Here is a 24168-nt window from a genome sequence, read left to right as displayed (position 1 = left end):
GGCGTTCCTGTCAGAGATAAACTTGTTCCGGTGCGGACCTGCTGCTTTGCTCAGGCCGGCCCCTTTGGCTTGCCGCCCCGAGCGCATGCAGGGGGCGGCAAAAGATCATTCAGCGGCCAGCAACTGCTCGACGCGGCCGATGCCGGCTGCCTCGAAGGCAGCAAAGATTTCCTGCTCCGCCTTTTCGCCGAGGTTCTTCAAAGGCTCGCGGATCGTCGCATGATCGAGAACCCCACGGTGTACGAGGCCGAGTTTCAGGGCGACAGTGCCTTCCATATGTGAACCACGGTGGTAGACCGCACGGGTCACCGGCAGCAATTGTTCGAAGATCTTGCGCGCTTGCGGATAGTCCTGTGCCTTGCCCGCCTTGATCAGATCGATCAGAAGCTCGGGCGCGATATTGCCATAGCCGACGAGTAGACCGTCGACATCGAACATCGTTGGCAGAAGCCATTCGTCGTGGCAGCTGAGGACCTGCAGGTTCGGATTGGCCTTCTTCAGTTCCGGGATTTCGACATACCAGCGCTTCATATTGCGCACGCCGTTTTTCGTCGCCACGACACCGGGCTGGGTAGCGATTGCCAGCTGCGTATCCAGGTCATAGGACGCCTTGGTCACATCCGGATACTGGAACAGGATTTCCTGCAGGCCTGATTCTTCCCAGATCGCCTTGTAACGGTCCTGTGGTGCACCCTTCTGGAAACCGAAGCGAAGCCAGCCGTGGTTAGGATAAACGAGCGCGCCGGTGGCACCAGCAGCCTTGCACTTCTTGGCTTCTACTGCAGCCACCCGCGTACCTTCCCCGGTAATACCGGCGATGATGGGCAGCGAACCACCAACAGCATCAACGTAAATGCGGATGAGTTCCAGGCGCTCGTCTTCAGTCAGGAACGTGCCTTCGCCGGCATGGCCGAGAATGACGAGGCTCTTTACGCCATCCATCGAGGCAAGCCACTTGGCGATTTTTGCATTGGCTGCGTAGTCGACCTCACCATCACGCGTGAAAGCGGTGACGGGTGCCGGGCTGAGGCCACGAAGATCCATGGGTTGCATCTAATTTCTCCTCCTTATCAGCTGCTGTCCTTAATCGATCAGCAGACGGGATCGTTAATGGGAACGTTCCCGTTATCGATCTGAATTGTTCTGGAGTCAACCGCGTTTTTCGTGCAATGTACTCGGCGTGCGCCCGGCAACAGACGTGGAATGGAAAAAAGACAATGGAATCAAAAGAGCGTCCTCGACAACCGCGTGTGACTGTTCACAGTGTTGCCGCTGCGGCGGGAGTGTCGAAATCGACTGTCTCGCGCATCCTCGATGAGCGACTGCCGCGGTCCGACAGCGAAACTGCCGAGCGTGTGCGCAAGATTGCCGCGGAACTCGGTTATGTGAAGGATGTTTCAGCTGCCAGCCTACGGCGCGGTAGCACGATGACGATCGGCGTCATCGTTCCGCGGTTAACGGATACCGTCATGGCGATGCTGTATGAGGCAATCGTCAAAGCCTGCGCCCGGACCGGACGGTTTGCTATCGTTGCGACGACCGAGGATAAACCGCAGGCGGACCGCCTGGCAGCGGAGTCGCTTCTCAATCGAGGTGTGGATGGATTAATATTATCCACCGCGCGCGATGACGATAGTTTCCCCGATGAATTAAGAGAACGGGGTGTCCCCTTTGTACTGGCGCTGAGAACGGATCGTCACAGCCTCTCTGCCGTGGGCGACGATCGGCTCGGTGGTTATCTTGCGACGCGTCATTTACTGGATTTGGGCCATGAGCGGATAGGCTTGATTGCGGGTCCAAACTACGCATCCAGCGCGACCGGACGCGTCGACGGATACAGGCAGGCCCTTGAAGAGGCATCAATTGCAATCGATCCCGGCCTGATCATCCCGTCGACATTCAGTATCCAGTCGGGAGCAGAAGCGGTCGCGAAGCTCATGGCACTTGGCAATCCACCGACTGCAATTTTTGCCGTCAACGACAATACGGCGATCGGCGCTCTCTCGGCATTGAACAAGATGGGGCTCTCTGTGCCGGATGACGTCTCCCTGGTCGGCTACAACGATATCCCGATCGTCAGCCATCTCTCGACACCACTCACAACACTGCGCGTTCCCTTTGATCAGATCGCGGCCAACGCACTCGACTTGCTCACGCATACAACTGTTGTCCGCGAAAACCAAATTCTCGTGTCAGCCCCGACTTTGATCCCGCGCAAATCGACAGCAAGGCTCCACGTTTAGTTCGGGCAGACACGTTTTGCCTGCAAGGGCGAAAGGTTTGGCGACCGCTGAAGCCGGTCAGGGGAGCTGAGCAATGCTCGAGACGGAAAAACCGCTTGACTTGCTTTGATTTCAACCGGCGCAGAGGCGACATGACGCGACCGCCGGCGCGATGTCTTCTGTGCGGCAGGCATCAGGATGGCATCGATAGCTGAAGTCTTCTTCACCTTGACGGGATTTGAACCGAAGACCCTGAGACAATTCTGGTCGGCAGGCGGTTGCTATATTATAGCGAGCACAGGAAGGCGTAGATTTCGGCACCAAATGGTGCTATAAATGCCGCTTTAATGCGGGAGTTTTTTCATGCGATCCACTATCAATCTCGACGATAACCTCATGGAACGAGCAAGATCCCTAACCGGAACCAAGGAAACGGCTGCGCTTGTCCGCCAGGCATTGGAAACACTTGTGCGAGTCGAGTCTGGAAAGCGACTCCTCGCGCTCGGGGGCTCCATGCCCGATGCACAAGCAGCTCCTCGCCGCCGGAGCGAAGCGACAAAGTGATTCTTGTGGACACCTCCATCTGGATTGATCATTTCCGCTACGGAGACTCAGAGCTACGCAAAATTATCGAGGACGACCGCCTACTCTGCCACCCTGCGATTATCGGCGAATTGGCGCTTGGCAGTCTGCGGGACCGTGATGCCGTGATGGCGTATTTTGCGGCACAGCGCGAAGCATTCGTCGCCACGCACGCCGAAGTCATGACGATGATAGATCGGCATTCGATATTCAGCATGGGAATCGGCTACACGGATGCACACTTGTTGGCTTCGACGCTGCTTGACGGGCGATCTAGCTTGTGGACCAGAGACAAACGCCTAACAGCAGCTGCTCAAAAGACAGGCGCCGTGCTGCATACACCTATGATCCCACCCAATTAGTCGGTGCAGGCGTGAGCGCCGTCCAAATTCATAACTTAAAAGCTTTTGAAGGGACTCGAACCCGCGATATACGAATGCAAACCTGCATTATTTCAGGAACGCAACCCTCATTGATCTACTTAAATTATTGATCCGATTGCATTTTCATATCCCAGTCTGTTGGTCTGGGCTGCCTCACGTGAGGATCAGGTCAGCGAGCATCGGTTCTCTTAGCCGGAGCCGTTACACAAGCGTGGCGACGCTGTTTTGTGCACCCGGCTTCAGGTGGGTGCGGAGATTACGGGAGAAAATCTCCGCAACTTTGCGGAGATAAATCTTGCTATTCTCCGCAGATGAGCTCTATCGTGGGATATGAGTTATATCTGGCAGTGCGCCCTCTGGCCGAAATTCGAGTGGGATATTGACCGCCCTACATCAAGGATTGCGGCCGTACGCCTTGATCAAGGACGTCTTATTGGCCGCGTCGAGGGCCTCGGTTTTCGTACACGCGAGGCGACGTTTCTAAGAGCATTGACCGATGACGTGGTAAAGTCGTCAGCGATTGAGGGAGAACAGCTGGATGAGCAACAGGTTCGTTCCTCGCTCGCCAGGCGGCTCGGTATCGATATCGATGGGTTTGTGACGCCAAACCGCTCGGTTGAGGGCATCGTCCATATCACTCTCGATGCCACGATCAATTGCGCAGAGCTACTGACGGCAGAGCGACTATTCCAATGGCATGCGGCCCTTTTTCCGACAGGCCGCAACGAATGGGGCCATAAGCTTCGCGTCGGCGATTGGCGTGACGACTCTGGCGGTCGTATGGAAATCGTTTCCGGTCCATTCGGGCACGAGAGAATCCACTATGTTGCTCCGCCCGCAGATCGCGTGGAAGCTGAGATGTCAGCCTTCCTTGAGTGGTTTAACGGACAGCACGAACTGGATCCTCTCATTAAGGCAGCCATTGCTCATCTCTGGTTCGTTGCTATCCACCCTTTCGGCGATGGAAACGGCCGCATAACTCGCGCAATCGCCGACATGACGCTTGCACGCAGTGGTGGGGGCGCCCAGCGGCTTTATTCCATGTCCGCAGCAATCGAGCGATCCCGTATCGGGTATTATGAAGCCCTGCAATCAGTTACCGGCAAGGAAAGCCTCGACATCACAAGCTGGATCGAGTGGTTCCTCGATCGTTTGGGCAATGCTGTTAGCGAGGCGCTGCTGGCCCTCGATAACGTGATGCTGAAAAATGATTTCTGGCAGTCGCATGCTGCAAGCAATCTCAATCCGCGACAAGCCAAGGTCCTAAACCGGCTGCTAGAGGGAAATTTCCAGGGCAAGCTCACGTCGACAAAATGGGCAAAGTTGACGAACGCATCCCAGGACACTGCCTCTCGCGACATAGCGGATCTGATGGCGAAAGGCATCCTGCAAAAAGGTGAGGCTGGAGGACGAAGCACGGCCTATGAGCTGGTTTTAAACTTCCCCAGGAACCACGTTCCCTCCTCTGGATAAAATCCAGTCGCCGATGATGCCCCGAGACCACTTTGTGCACATATTCAGCGCCGCGAATTTATCAAGAGAGTTGCCCTTGAAGGGCGGGGCAGGTTGCTCTTGATGAGAATCGGACTTACGACACCTACGCGCACACTTTCGTCATTTGGACCAGGGATTGATCACCTTCAACCCAGCTGCCTCGAACGGGCTCGTGTCGCGCGTTGCGATCGCGAGGCCGTTTGCTGCCGCTGTGGCTGCAATGTAGCCATCAGTTGTGCCAATCGCTTTCCCAGATAATCGAGCGCGTGCCATGAGGTCTGAGTAAAACTGAGAAGTAGCCAGATCAAAGGAAAGGATGCGCTGGGAAAAGTGGGGTAAAACTTCACCCTCAAGGCGATCGCGGAGGGTAGTTTGCCGTTTCCCAAAAGGCATGGCAGCGATACCAGAACGAAGTTCAGCAATCGTTATTGAGGATATGAAAAGCGTTTCGAGAACTTGCGCGTCCAACCACGCAATTACTGCCTCATCAGGAACCGGTTTCCACGGCTCAGATATAACGTTGGTATCCAGCAAGATCATTCGAACGTCATCGGTTCAGCAGTTGTCTTGTCGCGACTTTTCTGCAGGGCTTCAACGTCGCTTTCGGAAAGTTCGGCGTCGCGACCAATGCCCGTCAGCAAAGTTCCGAGCTTGATACGTTCAGGAGGACGGACAGCGGCTTCAATGATGTCACGGATTTCGGCCTCGGTACTCCGACCATGATGAGCCGCTCGCACCCGCAGAGCACGATGCGTTTCGTCCGAAAGATTACGAATGGTGACTGCCGGCATTGATATCACCTTTATCCTAATGATAGCTTTGACAGCAATATATAAAAAATGACAGAAAACTTCAAGACGTTCGCCACCGATGCTGAACATCCGATCTGATCATACATACCGCCTTGAACGGGTACGAACCGGCGACCCAGCTTTATCCATCAAGAGTGGGAATCAGTAAGTGGTTGAAAGGACAACGCGCTGCCGAAGACGCAACATTGTTTAGGGGAACGATGGTGATTTCGCTCCAGAGGAGTGAAACCGTGTTCGGTCAAGCATGTCTGGCGGCCATGCCGGCTCCACCATCGGTGTCTGTGCGTCGGTTTCGGCGGCTTTGCGGGCTGGCAACCCGTCAATGAAGGGCGGCCGCCAAGCCATCGTCCTTTTCCCGTTTCAGGCGCTTGAACACCGCGACCCCGCATTGATAGTCGAGTTGGCGTCCATCGCCTCGCGCGGTGACGGCACATTGGGCAGCAGTAGACATGGCCTGGTCACCGAATTAATTTCTGACGAAATCGACTGAGGTATAGATGACCGCATCCTCGAACACTGCTTCAGTGTCTTACGCACAGTCGGTGGCTGCGTAAAACAGCACGTCCGTGAAACCTTCCACAGGAGAGCCCGAAGCGAATAGGATGGCCGGACGTTGATCTCGATAGCGAGCAACGTTGTCGTGTCGTCTCTGGCCTTGCCGCCGCCGCCACAATACTAGCTTTATCGCGTCGGCCCTCAAGCGGAATATGCCTGCCAGGTAAGGCGACTGACGGTTGATCAGCTGCCCCATGGCAGGGTGCGGTAAAAATCGCCTACCCGTGAAAAAGCCGTCTCGAAGTCCGGGAGCTTGTTGCCAACTTCCAGGCGCATGGTTTCCCATTCCTCGGCCGAACGCCGCTTGACCTCCGGATCATCGAACGAGCCGGGACCCGGGTCGAGATCACGCGCCTGCGATTTTTTCAGCAGAGTCGCGTGAATGACGATTTTCATCTCGTCCCCGGGCTGGTAGCGATCGAGCAGCCATACGATGTCGAAAACATCCTGCCGCCTCGTGCGGTTGCGCTTTACCTGCTGCAGAATGGCCCGGATTTTCTCGGCAATGATTTCTTCGACACTATAGGTCAGAATGGTGACACCCGGCTCCTCGATGACGATCTCCGCCGTGTTGACGACGGTTTCCTTGAACGAGATGTCGACCTCGACGATGCGGGTGGACCGTCCCTGCGCAAGCCGCTGCTCGTCGGTCGTGCCCTTGCGTGCGTGCCCGATGCTCAGCTTGAGCGCCGGCGCAGTAAAGCCGGAAAAGCCGTCTTTCCTCGGCTGATAGTCGAAGCGCTGCACTGCGCAAACGAGATCGGCGTAACCAAGTTCAGCGGCTGCACGCCGAAGGGCGCCCCCGAGCGTTGTCTTCAATTGCTCGGCATAGGGTTCCGGATCGACGATAGCGGTAAAATCGACATCGCCTGTGTGGCGGTAACTTCCGTGCATCAGCGACATCAAAATGCCGCCCTTGAGGATCAGCGACTGACGTAGTGCCTGCGTGATGCCGATCGCCTGCAGCAGTATTTCCGTGACTTGCCGCTCCTGGAAGGTGACTGGGTCAGCCCTGGCCTCGTCGACCCATGTCGACAGAGCTGCATTAATAAGGATCGTTTGGGGTGCCGGCATTTAGAGAGATCATCCACTTTTCGGAAAAACGGGGTTGGTATGGGGCACCGGGATCCAGCTTGCGGCTGCCGCCGCGCTGCGCGAATGACGTCCAGGCCAGAATGCGATCGTCGGTGATTCCTAGCCGTTCTTCAAGCAGATAACCCGCCCTCACCTTGATGATCGATTCCTCGGCATTGTCGACGGCTGCAATGATCTCCTCGACATAGATCTGCGCATGCTGGTCCCAGACCTCGATCACATGCGCGATGCCGCCACACAGTTCCGGCCGGTCGAGCATCTGGACAAACGTTTCACCGATTGCGGCAATGCGTGCCGCCTCGTTGCGGATCTGGCGCAGGGCAGGAGATCGGACGGTCTTGTGCAGCACGACCGGCCGGCGACGAATGATCTGGGGCCAGCTCAACTGCGCCAGCGGTGCGAGATAGATGTCCGCATCACGCTCGGCACCATAGTCGGCATCGATCTTTGCCGACCGGGAAGCGGTCCAGGTCTTGGGCGTCGACAGGCTCAGGGCTTCCGGAATACGGTTCGTCAGGCTGTAGCGCTGCATCGCCGAAAGATGGGAGATGTAACAGAACGGATCGACCAGGGCAGTGACGGTCTCGGCGCTGCCATCCGGCACATCGGAAACGCGAAAGACGCGGGCGAAGTTGTAACCGGACGGGCGCCATTCCTCCGGGGGATAGAAATCCACATCCGGCCTCAGATAGCGATCGTTCAGTAGCCGTCCGACGAGATTGCGATACCGGGTCCGATCGGGTGCATTTTTGCCCACGCGCAGTTTGCGACCGTCATATTCGCCGGCGCGCTGAAGGGCATAGAGCAGACGAAACAGTTCGTACTCGGTGATAACGGGATCACCTCTGTCGGCCAAGAGACGGTGGACTGCGTCGTCGAATTTCATATACGGGTAACCTAATGTCCTAAGGACATTAGGTTACCCGTATTAGGATGTCAATAAAAACACACTTGATTGAGGTGCCTTGCAAAACAATCGACATGACCACATATCAAAGTCTCATATATCTTTCGTCCTAAGGACGAAAGATATATGAGACCTAGGGTCTATTGTACTCGATCGTCAGAACCTGTCAATCCTTGCACTATCCCAGCACATCTCGTGATGCCCCACCGGCGGGCGGGCGGAAGACATGATAACAGCAACCGCCCGGCTATCGCGGCAGAAGTTCCGGCGGCGTCTGCCTCAGATCGACCTGCGGCGATTGCGCCGGCATCCGAAACCAGCATCGGCCGGCTGTTGGCTCGGCCACGCACGCCGCAAACTTTGCCAGCGCCGGCCTGGCATCAACATAACCTTGCGGCAGAGAATAAGCGGCAAGCAGGACGGAAAAGGCGAGGGGCGTGTAGAAGCCGAGGAATTCGAGATCGTAGAATATGCTTGTCCGCAGGTTTCGCAGCCGCCGGATGTGATCATTGATAGTGCTGCGCAGATCGGTGATCGCCCGCTCGAAAGCCGGGCCTTTCACCTGCATTTCGGCACGCGCCTCGCCCAGGGCTCTATTCATGCGCTCTTCTGCTGCCTCGACCAGCTTCGAGAAGTGGTTGAACAAACCATAGACCTCGCGGACCCTCTCACCCACCGGCGAGGGCGCAAACGCGTCCTTGATGAGACTATCCTGCCGGCCGATCTGTCCACTACGCAACCCGTCGGAGACAATCTTCCGCAACCGTTCGACGCTGCCCTCATATGCCGCCGCCGCATTGGCCAATTCCGGCATAAATGCCGCGTGGGCGCTTCGAACGGAGGACATGTTCTCAAGCAGGATGCTCGCGCTGGCTTCGACATCGCCCGTGAATGACAGAGCCGAACCCCTCGTCTGCTCGATGACGTCAGCCATACCCTGTCGCATTTCGGCAATTCGTCGCCGCTCGGTCTCGAGAGAAAGCTTCTCCCGACGGTAACGGACCCACCAGGCAAGGGCAAAATAGAAAAAGAACAGATAGAGAAAGATCAGGATGGGGCCCTTGGGAACCGATTTCGCAAACTCGATGCCGAGGATCGGCAGTTTCGAAAGGTTCAGCTCCAGTTGCGTCATGGCGACGATAACGATCGCCATGATCACGGTTTCCGCCCTCAACCGCTGGAAAGTCCCGCTCCAATGCGCTTCCTAATTATCGCCGTCGTCCGCCATTCCGCCCGCCCGTGTTCAACCGCTCATTGAGTGGCCGATTTTTAAACGACATGAAAGTGCCAATGTGGAGACACCACATGAAGGCGGCCACACCATAGCTGAAGACTTGTTAAACCGTCCGCGGTTGCGGGTGTTGGCTGATGTCCTGACTGGCTCGATCAGGGCATTCAACAGGACATTGTCGATAACCTGACCTGCAACAATCGCGTCGGTGACGCCTGTCAGGCGGGTGATGTTGGTCGGGATGGCGATTGTTGGCTGCCGAAGGCCACCATAGATGCCGGTGACGTCTCCGAGCTCTCCCGCGTCATTGAAGGAGAAAGCGATTGCGCCGATTTCGATGATTTCATCGGTACGGTGGTTGAGACTGGTCGTTTCGGTATCGAGAATAATGCCGCGACGCGGAAAACCCGGGCGCGGGTATTCGACGATCGGACGCGGCTTGAGTTTTCGCGGGATGCGGTAATTACCGGTCGCTTCGAGATGATGGGCCATGGCTTCATCATCAATGCCCGTCCCGTCCTGCTCAACTGGCTGTAGTCGGCCAACTCGCTCCGTGGCGACAGGAGCTGCAAAGAAGTCGAGCTGCGAGGTCATTTCATTCCAATCCGATTGCAGGCGCTGTCGAGCGCACAATACGTATTGGCACTGGTGTGAGCAATGACCACCCCCGTTCTTCCGGTTCGCTTGAAGCGTTGGACTACCAATCCGCAAACAATCGCCATTTGAAGTCAGGAATTACTTTGGTGTGAGGCCTCGAAATCGTAGGATGACGGCATTGATTTGATGATTTGAGAGCAGCCATGAATGATCAGACGCACCAGCCACGCCGGGAACATCATTTCTATGTTTCGATCGCCAAATTCCTGTTCCACCACGCTGAGCATGGCATCGTCGCGGTACGCGATCCCATAAGGCTGGCAGATGCGGCACAACGTGGACTGCATCCTATCATGCTCTATGGCGTCACTGTCGCCGGTCTACCGATCCGCTGGCTGACATTCTCGCCTGTCGACCAGCCTAAATCGTTATGCGAGGTACTGCTGACCGCATGGAGAGACGCCGAGGGGTTGCGCGGCCTACCAGATGTTCTTCGTGTGAACCGCTATGTGGCACAGGCAGATCCGGGACTGGCGGCGGATCTCGCCAGAATCGGCATCCGCCTTGAGATTGCTGACCCCAAGGATAAGACAGTTCCTGCATCACTACGCTCGGCTCATGATGCCTCCCGATGGTTGTCGCGACGGCACGACCCGATCGACTTGTCGCTGGCGGCATCCGTGGAAGCGCTTTGTCTGGATGCAGATGCAGATCATGATCGGCGAGCGAGCCGCAGTCCTCGCGGCCTGAGCAATCGAAAGCTGGAGGACAGCATCGAGCAATGGCTGAGTTTACCGATGCGCGAACCATCATCTGTTCTACTCGAAAACAGAGTCTGGGAAGCTGGCCCATGGTTGTCATCCTGGGAGACATCGCTCCCGCCGGATCAGCCGCGTTATTTTCATCATGACGGTATGAGCCGCAGAACGTGGTTGCTTCTGGGACAGGACCCGTCAGAAGAGACCGACGACGATGATGATGACGAATTACCGGCCTACGAAGAACACGACAATACGCCTGAAATCGCCAGGCACCTGGTAGCTTGTTGGCCCAATCCGCCGAAAGACATCGCGGCCACGGCCGGAATCACCCTGCGTCAGCTTCAGTGGTTTACCTCGGAACGGGCCGTTCTCGACGGATCCGCCCGACACGACCTGACACGCCTGCTGGGTATCGAGTACGATGAGCGCATGGGTGGCTATACGCCTGCAGGCCCTTACGTGCTGATTGCCAGGAAAGCCCAGGCGATCGAAGCGATCTATCAGGAGATTTCCGGAGGAGGTGACGCCTGCCCCTGCGAACTCGTTCCGGCGCAGGGACAGGCCGCCCCCAGCTGGAGGTATTTTTTGATCAACGCGCATAGCACACCGCCGACCATTGTCATGGCGCCTCGCGGCGAGGCGATCACCGAACGCCTTCCAGACCTACTGATGAACTACGAAGGCATCCAGCCGGTTTCGCCGGCGTTTTACCGCGATGTGGTCACCACCTGCGCCCGAGCCTGCCAAACGCCGCAGGCCAATGTGCGGGAGATGACGCAGTTCGCGAAACGGTACGAGCAGCATTGGACCGATTGCGCATGGCTTCCAGATTAAGCTTTCCGGTATTACGTGAACCCTGATGTCTGATCGTGTTCGAACATACCAGCCTGGATTCTTTGCCCGCCTCCTTCCCCAAGGGAAATGGAAGGTGACACTGCGCCCGTCCTTGCCAGAGAGCGTAAACATTTCTCAGAGAGGCAACGCCAATCTCGCTTGCCTGGATATTGTCGCTATTTCCGTCGGCAAGGCTTTGCTTTGGCATTCGGTCGAAGTCCGATCTCGCAATCAGACCTATAACCTCCCCTGTCTGGGTGAAGACGCCGCAACCCGGCTGGCGGCTGATCTCTACAGTTTCATCAACGGCCACCTTTTCGACCTGATCGGCTCCAATCCTGAACGCTTGACCGATGTGGATGCGAAACTGATGGGTATCGTGGAGGGCCAACGCCAATATCTCGCCCATGCCGATCTCGCGCGGGCTATTGCCAGTGTGGATGATGAAGCCGCCGCAGCGCTCTCGCACCCTCTGCTCGATCCGGAATTGACGCCGGCCGCCTTGAAAACGGCGCTTCCGCAATCGGTTTCCTTCATCACCTATCCGGACGTGCGCCACAGATATAATGACACGTTCGTTTCGGCTGAGCTGACGCGATATCGATCGTTCTTCGACAATCTGGACGGCCGGTCATTGTCCGATCAGCAACGCGAGGCTTGCATTCGGCTGGAGGACAACAATCTTCTCGTTGCCTCTGCCGGCTCGGGCAAGTCCGCCACCATGGTCGGCAAGGTCGCCTATGTCCTCGACAAGCAGATCTACCGCCCTGAAGAGATTCTCGTGCTCGCCTTCAACAAGAGCGCGGCCGACGAACTGAAGGAACGGATAGCCCGGCAGCTTGCGGTCGACGCCAAAAATCTCGAATGCAAGGTGACCACGTTTCATGCGCTCGGTCGCGGCATTATCGAAGAGGTCGAAGGCCGCCCACCCCAGTTGGCAGACTGGGTGGAACACCCTGCCGGCGAAGCCAGGATCATCGAACAGATCATCGACGAGCTGCTGCGATCGGATGTGGAATTTGCCAAGCTCTGGATCAACCTCCTTGTCCTTCATCCCAAGGCAGATATTCCAGCAGAGGTGTTCGATACCAAATCCGACTACGACCGTTATCTCTCTGCGCGTCGGCGGAAGGGCAATGCGACCGTTGGCACAATGGCCGGCGTGTATGTGAAATCGCTGCAGGAACAGACGATCGTGAACTGGCTCTGGCTGAACTCGGTCGAATTCGAGTATGAGGGTCAGATCCCGATCGAAGAGGAGAACGGCGAGATCCGGCATGTTCATCCGGACTTCCATTACCCGGCCAGCAACACCATCCATGAGCATCTGGCCATCAATGCAGACGGTTCCTCCCCCTTCGAAAACTACGCCACCCATGCCGAACACAAGATGGCCGGCTATCGCAAGGCGGAAATGGACGTGTTCCAGACGACGTCTGCGCAAGCGCGCGATGGATCGCTGCTCACAGCCTTACAGGCAGAAATCACGAAGCGAGGCATTCCGGTCCAACAAAAAAGTTACGCGGCCATCGTCAAGGCTCTCGAACCGGTGGTCATCAAGCACTATCACAAGCTGATCGCGGTCTGTATCAAGCACATTAGGGCCAGCCATCTGACTCTCGACATGCTGTTTGAGCGAGCCAAATCGCTTCATGACCAGACTCGTGCCCGGGAATTTGCCCAAGCGATCTGGAAGATCACAGAAACTTATTCCCGGAAGCTGGCAGAAACCAACCGCATCGATTTCGACTCGATGATCGCCAACGCCACACGCCTTGTGGAAACCGGGCAATACCGGAGCCCCTACTCGCTGATCCTCGTCGACGAGTTCCAGGATATCTCGGAGCCCCGTGCAAACCTGATCAAGGCGCTGAAACACCAGAAGCCGTTCACCAAGATCTTTGCAGTCGGCGATGACTGGCAGTCGATTTATCGCTTTGCTGGATCGGACGTAACGATCTTCGCTCAGTTCGAGGCAAATTTCGGGGCAAGCTGGCGAGGGCGTCTGGAGCAGACATACCGTTGCAATCAGTTGATCGCCGAGACCGCCGCCAGCTTCGTACAAAGAAATTCCTCCCAATTGAGGAAGTCGGTGCGGTCGACGCGGCCGGCCATTCCGCGCTCCCTCCGGGTCATTCCGATCAGTGGTGAAGGAAGCAAGCCGGATTTTGGCAAGGCGTGCCACCAGCTATTGCAGCGGCTCGATTCGTTTCTGGGCGGGATTTCCGGGCAATGGCGGAGCGATGGACGCGAAAAACTCAAGGTGATGGTGCTGTGGCGCTACAACCAACTCGATCCGTTCAGGAGTAGACCGCCAAAATTCGAGCATATCGAGGTTTCGGGTCTGTCGTTCCATCGCGCCAAGGGGCTTGAGGCCGACTACACGATCCTGCTCGATGTCAGCGAGGGCGATTACGGGGTGCCGAGCCGGATCGAGGATGATGAACTGCTCAATCTTGTCATGCCGCGACCGGAAACCTTCGAGTTTGCTGAGGAGCGTCGCCTCTTCTATGTTGCATTGACCCGCGCAAGCCGTGGCGTGTTCCTGCTGACAAACAGCCGTGAGCCTTCGCGATATATCCGCGAGCTCTCAGAAATCGCCAGCGACAATCTACACTTTGAATCCATCGATGGTGATCCCCTGCATCAATGTCCCAAATGCCGTGTTGGACAGTTGATCGAGAGGAAAGGGCGGAACAACAGCCGGTTTCTGGGGTGCAATCAGTTTCCTGAATGTGATCACACGGCACAGTCGCACTGAACCGTATAAGGTGATCCGAGTCCGTTACGCCTAGGAAACATCACGAATTTCTCACTTCACTTTGCAGTTTGGCATTTAACGTCAACTTTGAATTGACAAATTCACCTTATTTTAAAGCCGCTGTCGCACATACATTAATTTTGTGGCATAGTGTCAAACATGAATGGACAATCAGAGACCAAGCTAAAGCAGCTCCTACAGCGAGTGCCTCCTGGCTTCATCGTGGACTCGAGGTGGATGGCCCGTCATGCCATCTCGCGACAGTCCGTATCAGGCTATCTCAAGCAGGGCTGGCTCGAGCCGATCATGTCAGGCGTCTACCGTCGCCCTTTCTCCTCTGACGCCAATCCAGAAGCTATTGGTGGCTGGAAGATACCACTGCTCTCGGCCGCCTGGCTCCTGCAGCATAGATTCCATATCGGCGGTGCCAGCGCACTCTCATTGCGGGGGCATGCCCACTACTTATCGTTCGGTGGCGCATTTGATCTTTATCTATACGGATCGGATATTCCCTCGTGGCTACCGAAGCTGAGAATAGACGCCGATTTGAAGGCCAGGAGCAACGTCCTTTTTGGCGACGGAGCGACCGGAATCGACAACGTAGATTTCGACCTTTCAAACGAAGACGATCCGGAGCTTGCGCAGAGCCCTTGGCGTTGGCCGATGCCGATGTCCTCGCCAGAACGCGCGATCCTCGAAATGATTGACGAGATTCCCAAGAACGAAAGTTTTCATAAGATCGACGTGGTATTCGAAAGCCTTGCTAATCTGCGCCCAAAGTTGCTGACGACACTCATCACGAAATGCCGGAGCGTAAAAACCAAGCGTCTCTTCTTCATATATGCCGACAAGCACAATCATGCCTGGCGGCGACACATTGACATGTCGGTGGTGGATCTCGGCAAGGGTGACCGGGCGCTGACACCGGGCGGGAAGCTGCATCCCACCTATCGCATCACCATTCCAGTAGACCTGATGCCCAAGGAGACCCCGGATGGCACGTGAACAATATAGGCGCCAGGTCGACCTTTTGGTGCGAACCCTTCCCTATATCGCGCGGCACGAGGCCTTCGCGCTGAAGGGTGGGACGGCGATCAACCTGTTCTATCGCGACATGCCGCGGCTCTCGGTCGATATCGACCTGACTTATCTACCAATCGAAGACCGTGACACGACGTTGAAAAACATCGACACGACCCTGGATCACATCCGTGATGACCTTTTGCGCAATCTGCGGGGTGCGAGCGTCCAGAGGATCGCCGGCGGTGGAAATAACGACACCCGCATTCTCGTCAGGCAAGGAAACGCCGAGATCAAGATTGAGACCTCCCCAGTCGCGAGGGGCACCGTTCATCCGCCGGAACAGCGCAGGGTAAGCGAGAGCGTCGAGGAAGCTTTCGGGTTCGCCGAGATGCAAGTCGTCTCGTTCGAGGATCTGTTTGGTGGAAAGCTGCATGCGGCGGTTGACCGGCAGCATCCGCGCGATCTGTTCGATGTAAAGCTGCTTTATGAAAACGAGGGACTGACCGACGGATTGTTTCGGACATTCCTGATTTATGTCGCCAGTTCCGGGCGTCCGCCGCATGAGCTGGTCAGGCCCTCGCTCGCTCCGCTGGAAGAAGCATTCGTGAATGAGTTCGAGGGAATGACGACACAGCCCGTCAGCCTCGATGAGTTGAAAGCCGCGAGAGAGCAAATGACGGCGGATCTTCTTGCAAGGCTCGACGACAACGCCATGCGCTTCCTGTTGTCGCTCCACGATGGCGAACCGGATTTCGAAGCCATCGGACTGCCACAAGGAGCCGACCTGCCTGCCATTCATTGGAAGATTCTCAACCTTGAGAAACTAAAGGCGCAGAACCCCGAAAAACATGCAGAGCAACGGCGAGAGATTGAGCGGCTTCAATTAAAAGATTAGGTACGCGCCCACTCGGAAGTCTGGCGATCGCCGGTAAGGCTCTGATTACATGCTACTCCCCGCCATAAGACTCAATTATGGAAACTAGTCGCCCACGGTTTCCAGAGCAGGCGCGGCAGGCTTTCAGAACAACCAAGCTTCTAGCGGAGATCGAAGGCTATTATCGGGTGAGGCTTCCTGCAACCAGTTCGGCAGTTGCGGGAAGTCAGTGGAGTTTCACTTCGCGATATGCGATCTCTTCCGGACTGCGGGGGGCGGCTAACCAGTTTATCAGCAGCAATTACGTTCCTTCCGCTGCCTGGAAACAAAAACTGACCAGTCGCGCTGTTCAAACGCACGACACAAGAGGACATGACCATGGCAACACCCCGACGACCATCCAATCCGAAAGACGCAGCCGAGGCGCTGTTCAAACCGGCAAAGAAGGTCGCAGCGCCGGCCGTTGAACGGCCTGCAATCCCTAACACCAAGGAGCTTGTATCATTGAAGATCGACAGCGATGTCCTCGCGCATTTTCAGGCGGACGGTCCGGGCTGGCAAGAGCGCATAAACGATACCTTGCGAGCCGCAATGAATGTGTCCAATTAAAGTCTTGAAGGGAGTCGAACTGTCGACCAGTACGACTCTGCTCCCAATCGACTACGTATTTGAACCGCCGGAAAGCACCTGCTGCTCATTCCGCCGCTGCTTTGCCACCCGCCTTCTGGCTTTCCCATTCCTGCGGGGTTAACGTCTTGATGTCGAACTGCTCACGAGTGCGGGAATAAGTATGCCCACCCATTCTCCCGACGGCGTCCATGAGTTGCTGATCAATGTGAAGGTTGGATGAATTGACCGCATCACTGCGAACGAAGACGCCAACGACTTCGCCAAGGATGATCTCGCGGGCCGGTCCCACCTGCAGCGTCGTGTGGCGACGGCATTCGAGAGCTGCCGGAGCGGCCAGAATGCGCGGGCTTTTGACCATCTGGCCGGGAACCGTCGCAAGTTCGGCCTCTTCCATTTCATTGACCTCGGGGCCGAACTTGATGGCGCAGACCTCCATCTGGTCAACCAGAGCGTTGTCGCAGATATGGACGGTGAACTCGCCGGTCTCGCGAATATTGCGAGCCGTGTCCTTGAAACGCATGTCCGAGTAGTTCTCGACGCCGATGGCAACGATGGCCGGATCATGGGTCAAGACATTGAAGAAACTGAAGGGGCCGGCATTCGGCTGCCCGTCCCTGCTGACGGTCGTGACCAGCGCGATGGGACGCGGGATCACGGTCCCGATCAGGATCTTGTAGCGCTCACGCTCGGTGAGCTTGGCAAAATCGAAATGGGTATGATCGTACATATCAGGCCTCGGCAGCAATGCGGTGGGTTTCAAGCGGAGTGTGGCGCGACAGGTTCTCGAACCCATCCCTGGTGACGACATACATGTCGCCGACATTACAGCCGGCCGACAGTGGCTCCAGCCACTGCGTATGCAACACGAACACCATGCCCTCCTCCATCCGGTCGTAGTTGTGGGATGAGATATTAAAACTGTTCTGGCCGCCGGCCATGCCGACCGAATGACCAAGGTTCGGGTTATGTGGCCCGTGGGTTGCCGGATAGACATGCATCAGTTTGCGGCCCTGTGCTTCCCAGTCGATGTTCTTCACATATTGCCGCGGGATCAGCCGGGCGCTGCCATCGTCCATTGGCGCCCAGTTATAGGGCATGGTGCGTGCTTCGGGTGAAGTCAGCATGCCGCGCTCGATCATCAGCTCGAAGGCCGCGTTGTTGACATCGCGCATCAAAGCACCTGGCCGGATCAGCTTTTCGGCGCGCTTGACGCCTTCGGTGCAGGCTTCAAGCACCTCCTCCTGTCGCCTGGTTATATCGCCGACGGCGATCATCCGGGCGGTTTGCGCGGTGTAGCCGCGATAGGTGACATTGGAGACATAAAGATTGATCAGGTCTCCCGACCGGACGACATGGCCGTAAGGCTTACCGCAATGGGTGCCGAATTCGTTGATGCCGATCTGGTAGCCGTCGCCTGTCTCGCCGCCGTATGAAAGCTGGGCCTGTGTGAAGGCGGCATAGATTTCATGGTCGGTCACGCCGGGTTTTGCCACATGATAGGCCGCCTGTGTGGCAATGCTGACCAGTTGGGCGGCAGCGCGGAACATCGCGACCTCGCGCGGCGAGCGGATTTTCTGCATGCGATCGAGAATGGCGTTGTCGGCAACGAACTTCACCTTCGGCATCAGTTCATCGAGTGCCGCCCAGAAGGTCAGCGAGGTTCGGTCGCCGATGCGGCCGATCTGCGCCTTCGACAGTCCCATTCCTGCCAGCAGTTCGGCGCATTTTTCCGCCGTCTTGATGACACTGTCGCCCGGACGATCGGCATATTCCCGACCGATCGGGCCGATCTGCCAGATATCTTCCACCAGAACCGGCTCACCGCCCGGCGGCAGCAGCACGGACTGGGTGAAGAAGGAGAGAAGCACCATCGGCCTGTCGATATCCGTCGGGATGATCAGCACGCCCTCGCGCATCCAGTCGCAGATATAGCGCAGATAGTGGTTTGATGTGTGGAACCAGCCCACGCCGCCAGTATGGACAAGCAGCGCATCATGGCCGGCTTCGACTGCCTGACGGCGGACGCGGCGCAGGCGATCCTCGAATTCCTCGACCGGCAATGGCAGCGGTGCGGAAAAATCAAAGTTCGGCTGGAAATCGGCAAGCAGCGATCCGACGCGGTAAGCTCCTGCCTTGGTGACGGTCATGTTCATGGGGTATTCCTTCCAGGATTGTTCTTTTGCGTCAGGTTTGTCGTGAGGGCGCCAGCACCCGCCTTGCCACCAGCATCACTGCCAACGTCAGACCGATCAGCAGCCCCGACATGGCGGCAACGCGTACATCGAGCGATTCCTCGATCAGTGCGAACATTCTGAGCGGCAGCACCGTCGTCTGCGCGTCTGCGAGGAAGAGCGAGACGGAAACGTTGTCGAGCGACTGGATAAAGACGAGGAATGCGCCGGCAAGAATTCCGGGCGTAAGCAATGGCAGGATCACGCGCCTCAGCGTCGTGAACCATGTCGCGCCCATCACCGTCGAGGCTTCCGCCAGCGAGGGGTTGATGCCCTGCGCAACGACGGAAGCCGCGCGATACATCAGCGGCCCGAAGACCACGATATGACTGACGACGGTGAGCCAGAGCGAGGGCTGGAAGCCGACGAAGTTGGCAACGATCAGAGCTGCTAGACCGTAGACAAGACTTGGCAGTACCAGCGGAGCGAGAAGCAGCGGTTCGATCGTGTTGGCAGAACTGCGCCGCATGCGCGCCATGCCGATCGTGGCAGGCACGGCAAAGAGCAGCGAGCCGAGTACGGCAAGGCCCGCGATCTTCAGCGAATTGCCAGCGGCGATATGTTCCGTGCCGGAGCGAAGCGGGTCGAGCAGCGCCTCGTACCAGCGCAGCGAAAAACCCTCGGGCGGATATTTGAGCGTCTGCCCGGATGTGAACGACATGGTGATCGCGATGACGATCGGGGCCACCAGATAGATCAGGCTCAAGCCCCCGAAACCGAAGACGAATACCTTGTAGAGAAAGGCGGGAACCGGGTTTCCTTGGGTGTTACGCATGGCCGACGAGCCTCCGGTGACGGGAAATCATGGTCATGGCGACAAGCAGGATGCCGGTCGACATCAAGAGGATGACGGCGATCGCCGACGCCATCGGCCAGTCGAACAGTGTGCCGACCTCGCGATAGATCAGTTGCGGCACGTAGACGTTGCGGGCGCCACCAATGACCGCCTGGGTGACGAAGGATGCGCTGGTGCTGGCAAAGACAAGAATCCAGCCCGCCAGCAGGCCGGGCAGCATCATCGGCAACAGAACAGTGAAGAGAATGCGCCATGGGCCGGCACCCGAGACCTGTGCGGCTTCGGTATAGGTGACCGGGATGCGCGACAGGATGGCGATCAGCGGCAGGATGATCAGCGGCAGGTCGATCTGGCACATGGCCATGACGAGGCCAAGTTCTGTGGACATCAGCGAGAACGGACGCTCCGCAAGTCCGAGTGCCACGAATGTCTCGCTGATCGGTCCCTGCCGTCCGAGAATGACGATCCAGGCGAAGGTGCGCACCACATTGCTTGTCAGCATCGGGATCAGCGTCAGGAAAATGATGATCTGGCGCGCGGTCTTGCCGCTATGCCAGTAGAGAAGCGCGATCGGCATCCCGAGCAGCGTCGTGCTGACGATGGTTTGCAGGCCAAGCTTGGCGGTATTGATCAAAACACGGTAATTGAACGCGTCGCCGAGAAAGCGCGCGTAATTGTGCAGGGACAGGCCGTCGGGACCGATGAAACTGAACCCGACAAGCACGGCGAGCGGCGTCGCAAAGAACGCCACCGACAGCAGAAGCATCGGGATAACGTATGGGAAGCCGCTCGCCTTCATTTGCAATCCTCAACCGGCCACGAGGGCGTCGAACTGGCGGATCCATTCCGCACGGTTCCTGTTGATCGCCGCCCAGTCCGGATAGACGAGCGAGGCGAGCTGCTCGCGCTTCACATAGGCTTCGATGCCGGGTGTCAGTTCGACTTGCCTGTTGGTTGGGAACATTTCCTGCGGCGGCATCTTCAGCTTGTCCTGCGCCGCCTTGGAGATGGCGGCATCCATGTAGGCGTAAGCTGCGTCCACGTTCCTGGCGCCCTTGGTCAGATGGATGTTGACGGGGGCCGCGGGGGAACCCGTCTCCGGCTGTACGAATTCGGCCTTCAGCCCCAGCGCCTTCAGCTTGGCGACATTGCCGGTCGAGCACATGAAGACGGCGATCTCGCCCTGCTGGAACAGTGTCATCTGGTGGTTGGTGCTGGCAACGACGCCCTTGATGTGTTCCGGGTGATCCTTGAACAGCTTGAAGACGGCATCCATGTCGGTCGGGCCGGAACCGAAGATCTTTGCGATTTCGGTATAGGCCATCACGCCGGTATTGGAGGCAAAGCCGGTCCATGACACCAGGCCCTTGTACGCCGGGTTGTCGAAGAGATCGCGATAGCCCTTCGGCGCCGGAACGAGGTCCGGGTTATACGCGATGCCGTTGACTTCCACCGTCACGGTCGGACCATACTCGCCCTGGAAGGCCGGATCGAGCATGCTCCAGTTCTTCAGCTTCGACGGGTCGATCTTCTGGATAAGATCGTTCTCGACGGCGACAGCCATCTGGCCGGGCGACATCAGAAGGGTGTCATAAGGCGGGTTTCCAGGGCTCGCCATAACCTTGGCGAGTTGGTCCTGCGCCATTGCCGGGGCAACGGTCAGGTCGAACCCGGCTTGCCTGACTAAGGGCGTCAATACGCTGCGGTAACCGTCTTCCCAGTTGCCTGGAAAGGTCGCGGCGACGGCAGTGCCACTGGCCGCACGGGCGACGAAAGGAACGGTGGCGGCCGCACCGGCGGCAAGCAGTCCGAAATGGCGTCTTGTGATGTTGAAGTCCTGCATCTGTTCACCTCTATTGTTGTTTATTCTCGCAATGCTTCCGGTTCGCTCGGAAAGGCGTGACACCTCGTGGTGTCGATCTCGGCAAAGAGCTGTGCTCCCGGCTCGGGAAAGAAGGTCGAAGGTCCGCGGACCTCCGACGCACGAAGACCTGTCCCGTCTTCGAGAAGGAGATCATGGACAAGTGTGGGGCCAAGCGGCACGGACACTGTCAGCCGCATCGGCAGGGCCGATGCGCTCGGCGTGGCAGACAGGCGAACGTCCTCGGGACGGAAGGTAATCGTGACCCTGGAGCCTGTGGTGAAATTCAGGCGACGTGGCAGGACCAGGCTCTTGCCGTTGGCAAGCGCAACCGTCGTTGCCTCGGGATCCAGGCGATCTACCGTTCCATGCAGTACATTCGCCTGCCCGATGAACGTATTGACGAACAGGGTCTTCGGCCGGTCATAAACGGCCATCGGCGTGTCGATCTGCTCAACATTGCCCTTGTTCATCAGCACGAGCCGACCCGCGAGGCTCTGCGCCTCCTCCTGGTCATGCGTGACGATCAGCGTGGTAATGCCGAGCGTCTTCTGCAGATGGAGCAGTTCCACTTGAAGGTCGAAACGCAGTGCCCGGTCCAGCGCGCCGAAAGGTTCGTCGAGAAGCAAGAGCGAAGGGCGTCCGGCAATCGCGCGGGCCACCGCCACGCGCTGCTGCTGACCGCCGGAAAGCTCGCGCGGTAGCCGGTTGCCAAACCCCTTCAACTGCACGAGCGAGAGCATGTCCTCCACCCGTTCGCGGCGCTCGGCGCGCGCCACCTTTTGACAGGCCAGCGGATACGCGATGTTTTCGGCCACCGTCAGGTGCGGGAACAGCGCATAGTTCTGGAATACCATGCCGATACCGCGCGCACGGGCCGAGACATTGGCGAGATCCTGGCCGCCAAGCTGGATCAGCCCGCTTTTCGGCTGGATCAGGCCCGCAATGGCACGCAGCACCGTCGACTTCCCACAGCCGCTCGGGCCCAAAAGCGCGACGATCTCGCCCGCCTTTATCTCGAAGGAAATGTCGCTAATTGCGTTCTGCCCGCCATAACTATGGGTCAGGCCACGAACGCTGAGCTCTCTGCCATCTGCTGCATTTGAAGCCTGCGGCATGAGTATCCCCTCGGGTTGCGCCTGACCTGACGAGAGCGTCGCGCTCGCCGACATCAGGCGGAGATGTGATCGATCGGCAATTTTGAGTTCATTCTGGCTCATGCCAAAGCAATTGCAAGCGGCGTGCCAACTCTGCGCCTAGCCCCGGATTTCAAATATCAACAGACTGATTTAAATAGCATATTTTTGTTTTACTTATTTTCGTATATCTATAATCATATATCTCCGGATTAATATAATCATACATAAATTGTGCATACTAATTTGATAAACGATGATTTTTTCATCATCTATATACGCACAGATATGCGTAATCCTCGCTCAAGGTCGTTGAAAAATTTGACAATGAAAAATACTACATGAAAAACAAAGGAATACGGATAAGGAAACCAAGATGGCATGGTGATTGCATGGAACCATCCTGAGAATTCACGCCAATAGAATGTGAAAGAGGGGTTCCGCATGCACAGCTTCAAGAAAACACTCACAGCCGGCCTGACCGGCATCGCATTTACGCTGCTCGCATCGACAACACAGGCTGCCGAAGGTCCGGCCGTAAAGATGGTGCCAGAGGCCGACGTCGCGAAACTGCCAGGCGTTGCCTTCGACCAGAAACTTGCCGACAGCCTTCCCGGCACGATCAAAGACAAGAAGGTCATCAAGGTCGCAACCGATCTCACACCGCCGATCAGCTTCCAGGACGAGGCCGGCAAGCTCATCGGCATCGATGCGGACCTTGCAGCCGCGCTGGGCGTCATCCTCGGCGTCGACGTCCAGATGACCAATGTCGGCGCGGGGGCGGCCATCGTTCCGGCCGTGCTTTCCAAGCGTTTCGACATGACGCTCTCCGGTATCAATGATGACGTGGAGCTGGAAAAGCAGGTCGATGTGATCGATTACATGTATGACGCAACGACCATCATGACGATCAAGGGCAATCCGCTCGGCATCAAGAGCATGGAAGACCTTTGCGGCAAGAGGGTTGCCGTGCCCGTCGGCACCTTCCAGAACAGGCTCGTGGTCGCCGCATCGGCAAAATGCAAGACAACTCCAATTGAGATCATGTCCATCCCGAAAATGCCTGACGTCCTGCAGGCAGTGCGAACCGGCCGCGCTGATGCGACCGTCAACGGCTACGCAACGAGCGTGTACACCACAGAAAAGCAGACCGGCAAAGGCGTCGGCCTGCAAGCCTTGCCCGACGTCCGCCTTGCCGTCGGATATCTTGGCATGCTGGTCTCAAAGGACAATCCGCAGCTCCGGGATGCCGTCATCGCCTCACTCCAGCACATGGTGGATAGCGGCGCCTATCAGTCAATCATGGAGAAATGGAGCCTCGGGCCTCTTGCCGTGAAGACAGTCAAGTTCAACGACGCCGCTTCGATGCCGGTGGATTGAGCC

Annotated in this window: 23 protein-coding genes and 1 pseudogene; 11 read left to right on the top strand and 13 right to left on the bottom strand. The window is 57.2% G+C overall.

All coding sequences use genetic code 11. The features are described 5' to 3' along the window. Positions 1–105: 105 nt before the first annotated feature. Positions 106–1053 (bottom strand): dihydrodipicolinate synthase family protein, encoded by a 948-nt coding sequence (locus O3S81_RS20480; RefSeq protein WP_269346158.1) that lies wholly within the window; start codon positions 1051–1053, stop codon positions 106–108. Between the two features lie 164 nt (positions 1054–1217). Between O3S81_RS20480 and O3S81_RS20475 the strand changes: the two genes are divergently transcribed. The 4 genes from O3S81_RS20475 to O3S81_RS20460 all read left to right on the top strand — a co-directional run bounded on the left by O3S81_RS20475 (position 1218) and on the right by O3S81_RS20460 (position 4660). Continuing rightward, positions 1218–2243, top strand: coding sequence for a LacI family DNA-binding transcriptional regulator (locus O3S81_RS20475; RefSeq protein WP_269346156.1), 1026 nt, complete (start codon positions 1218–1220; stop codon positions 2241–2243). A gap of 342 nt (positions 2244–2585) precedes the next feature. After that, positions 2586–2786 carry a type II toxin-antitoxin system VapB family antitoxin gene (locus tag O3S81_RS20470; RefSeq protein ID WP_080868762.1) on the top strand — a complete coding sequence of 67 codons (201 nt, stop codon included), beginning with the start codon at positions 2586–2588 and terminating at the stop codon, positions 2784–2786. Continuing rightward, a complete protein-coding gene (locus O3S81_RS20465; RefSeq protein ID WP_113082334.1) occupies positions 2783–3166 on the top strand; it encodes a type II toxin-antitoxin system VapC family toxin in 384 nt (127 codons plus the stop codon). Before O3S81_RS20470 ends, O3S81_RS20465 begins: the two co-directional genes overlap by 4 nt. 351 nt (positions 3167–3517) lie before the next feature. Then, positions 3518–4660: a Fic family protein gene (locus O3S81_RS20460; RefSeq protein WP_269346153.1), complete on the top strand. Its 1143-nt coding sequence runs from the start codon at positions 3518–3520 to the stop codon at positions 4658–4660. A 141-nt stretch (positions 4661–4801) separates the two neighbouring features. Here the strand turns inward: O3S81_RS20460 and O3S81_RS20455 are convergent, their stop codons facing one another. Next, positions 4802–5221, bottom strand: a complete 420-nt coding sequence (locus tag O3S81_RS20455) for a type II toxin-antitoxin system VapC family toxin (RefSeq protein ID WP_269346151.1) — start codon at positions 5219–5221, stop codon at positions 4802–4804. Next, positions 5218–5472: a FitA-like ribbon-helix-helix domain-containing protein gene (locus tag O3S81_RS20450; protein WP_060726010.1), complete on the bottom strand. Its 255-nt coding sequence runs from the start codon at positions 5470–5472 to the stop codon at positions 5218–5220. Before O3S81_RS20450 ends, O3S81_RS20455 begins: the two co-directional genes overlap by 4 nt. A gap of 343 nt (positions 5473–5815) precedes the next feature. Here O3S81_RS20450 and O3S81_RS20445 point away from each other — a divergent pair, with 343 nt between their 5' ends. Further along, on the top strand, positions 5816–5983 hold the full coding sequence (locus tag O3S81_RS20445) for a hypothetical protein (RefSeq protein ID WP_269346149.1): 168 nt from the start codon (positions 5816–5818) through the stop codon (positions 5981–5983). A gap of 248 nt (positions 5984–6231) precedes the next feature. Here the strand turns inward: O3S81_RS20445 and O3S81_RS20440 are convergent, their stop codons facing one another. The 4 genes and pseudogenes from O3S81_RS20440 to O3S81_RS20425 all read right to left on the bottom strand — a co-directional run. Further along, positions 6232–7122, bottom strand: coding sequence for a nucleotidyl transferase AbiEii/AbiGii toxin family protein (locus tag O3S81_RS20440; RefSeq protein ID WP_269346147.1), 891 nt, complete (start codon positions 7120–7122; stop codon positions 6232–6234). Then, positions 7094–8029, bottom strand: coding sequence for a hypothetical protein (locus tag O3S81_RS20435; protein ID WP_269346146.1), 936 nt, complete (start codon positions 8027–8029; stop codon positions 7094–7096). Before O3S81_RS20435 ends, O3S81_RS20440 begins: the two co-directional genes overlap by 29 nt. 268 nt (positions 8030–8297) lie before the next feature. Further along, positions 8298–9203, bottom strand: coding sequence for a hypothetical protein (locus O3S81_RS20430; RefSeq protein ID WP_269346144.1), 906 nt, complete (start codon positions 9201–9203; stop codon positions 8298–8300). Positions 9204–9434: 231 nt separating this feature from the next. Further along, positions 9435–9875: pseudogene (locus tag O3S81_RS20425) on the bottom strand (exonuclease domain-containing protein); the annotation flags it as partial. Between the two features lie 206 nt (positions 9876–10081). On the opposite strand from O3S81_RS20425, the gene O3S81_RS20420 reads away from it, so the two are divergent. From O3S81_RS20420 to O3S81_RS20400, 5 genes are all read left to right on the top strand, one after another. After that, positions 10082–11473: a hypothetical protein gene (locus tag O3S81_RS20420; RefSeq protein WP_269346142.1), complete on the top strand. Its 1392-nt coding sequence runs from the start codon at positions 10082–10084 to the stop codon at positions 11471–11473. A gap of 94 nt (positions 11474–11567) precedes the next feature. Continuing rightward, complete coding sequence (locus O3S81_RS20415; RefSeq protein ID WP_269346141.1) at positions 11568–14234, top strand: UvrD-helicase domain-containing protein; 2667 nt, start codon at positions 11568–11570, stop codon at positions 14232–14234. Positions 14235–14393: 159 nt separating this feature from the next. Further along, a complete protein-coding gene (locus O3S81_RS20410) occupies positions 14394–15239 on the top strand; it encodes a type IV toxin-antitoxin system AbiEi family antitoxin domain-containing protein (RefSeq protein ID WP_269346140.1) in 846 nt (281 codons plus the stop codon). Continuing rightward, positions 15229–16152, top strand: coding sequence for a nucleotidyl transferase AbiEii/AbiGii toxin family protein (locus tag O3S81_RS20405; RefSeq protein ID WP_269346138.1), 924 nt, complete (start codon positions 15229–15231; stop codon positions 16150–16152). The genes O3S81_RS20410 and O3S81_RS20405 overlap by 11 nt, the downstream gene beginning before the upstream one ends. A gap of 357 nt (positions 16153–16509) precedes the next feature. Beyond that, positions 16510–16740: a BrnA antitoxin family protein gene (locus tag O3S81_RS20400; RefSeq protein ID WP_142840636.1), complete on the top strand. Its 231-nt coding sequence runs from the start codon at positions 16510–16512 to the stop codon at positions 16738–16740. Between the two features lie 85 nt (positions 16741–16825). Here O3S81_RS20400 and O3S81_RS20395 read toward each other — a convergent pair whose 3' ends face one another. Genes O3S81_RS20395 through O3S81_RS20370 form a run of 6 tightly spaced genes read right to left on the bottom strand, consistent with a single transcriptional unit; the run spans position 16826 to position 22869 of the window. Further along, positions 16826–17488, bottom strand: coding sequence for a flavin reductase family protein (locus O3S81_RS20395; RefSeq protein WP_269346134.1), 663 nt, complete (start codon positions 17486–17488; stop codon positions 16826–16828). A 1-nt stretch (position 17489) separates the two neighbouring features. After that, complete coding sequence (locus O3S81_RS20390; protein ID WP_269346132.1) at positions 17490–18914, bottom strand: M24 family metallopeptidase; 1425 nt, start codon at positions 18912–18914, stop codon at positions 17490–17492. A gap of 31 nt (positions 18915–18945) precedes the next feature. Then, a complete protein-coding gene (locus tag O3S81_RS20385; protein ID WP_269346131.1) occupies positions 18946–19767 on the bottom strand; it encodes an ABC transporter permease in 822 nt (273 codons plus the stop codon). Continuing rightward, positions 19760–20587, bottom strand: a complete 828-nt coding sequence (locus tag O3S81_RS20380) for an ABC transporter permease (RefSeq protein ID WP_269346129.1) — start codon at positions 20585–20587, stop codon at positions 19760–19762. Before O3S81_RS20380 ends, O3S81_RS20385 begins: the two co-directional genes overlap by 8 nt. Before the next feature lie 9 nt (positions 20588–20596). Then, the gene (locus O3S81_RS20375) at positions 20597–21631 is read right to left on the bottom strand and encodes an extracellular solute-binding protein (protein WP_269346128.1); all 1035 of its coding nucleotides are present in this window, start codon (positions 21629–21631) and stop codon (positions 20597–20599) included. 20 nt (positions 21632–21651) lie between these two features. Continuing rightward, a complete protein-coding gene (locus O3S81_RS20370; protein ID WP_269346126.1) occupies positions 21652–22869 on the bottom strand; it encodes an ABC transporter ATP-binding protein in 1218 nt (405 codons plus the stop codon). 360 nt (positions 22870–23229) lie between these two features. Between O3S81_RS20370 and O3S81_RS20365 the strand changes: the two genes are divergently transcribed. Then, positions 23230–24165 (top strand): ABC transporter substrate-binding protein, encoded by a 936-nt coding sequence (locus O3S81_RS20365; RefSeq protein WP_269346124.1) that lies wholly within the window; start codon positions 23230–23232, stop codon positions 24163–24165. Positions 24166–24168: the final 3 nt, after the last annotated feature.

It is taken from the genome of Agrobacterium sp. SOY23 (genome assembly GCF_027212525.1).
GTDB lineage: Bacteria > Pseudomonadota > Alphaproteobacteria > Rhizobiales > Rhizobiaceae > Agrobacterium > Agrobacterium tumefaciens_I.
The sequence above is the reverse complement of the archived record's forward strand: the minus strand, read 5'-3'. Positions and strand labels throughout refer to the sequence as shown.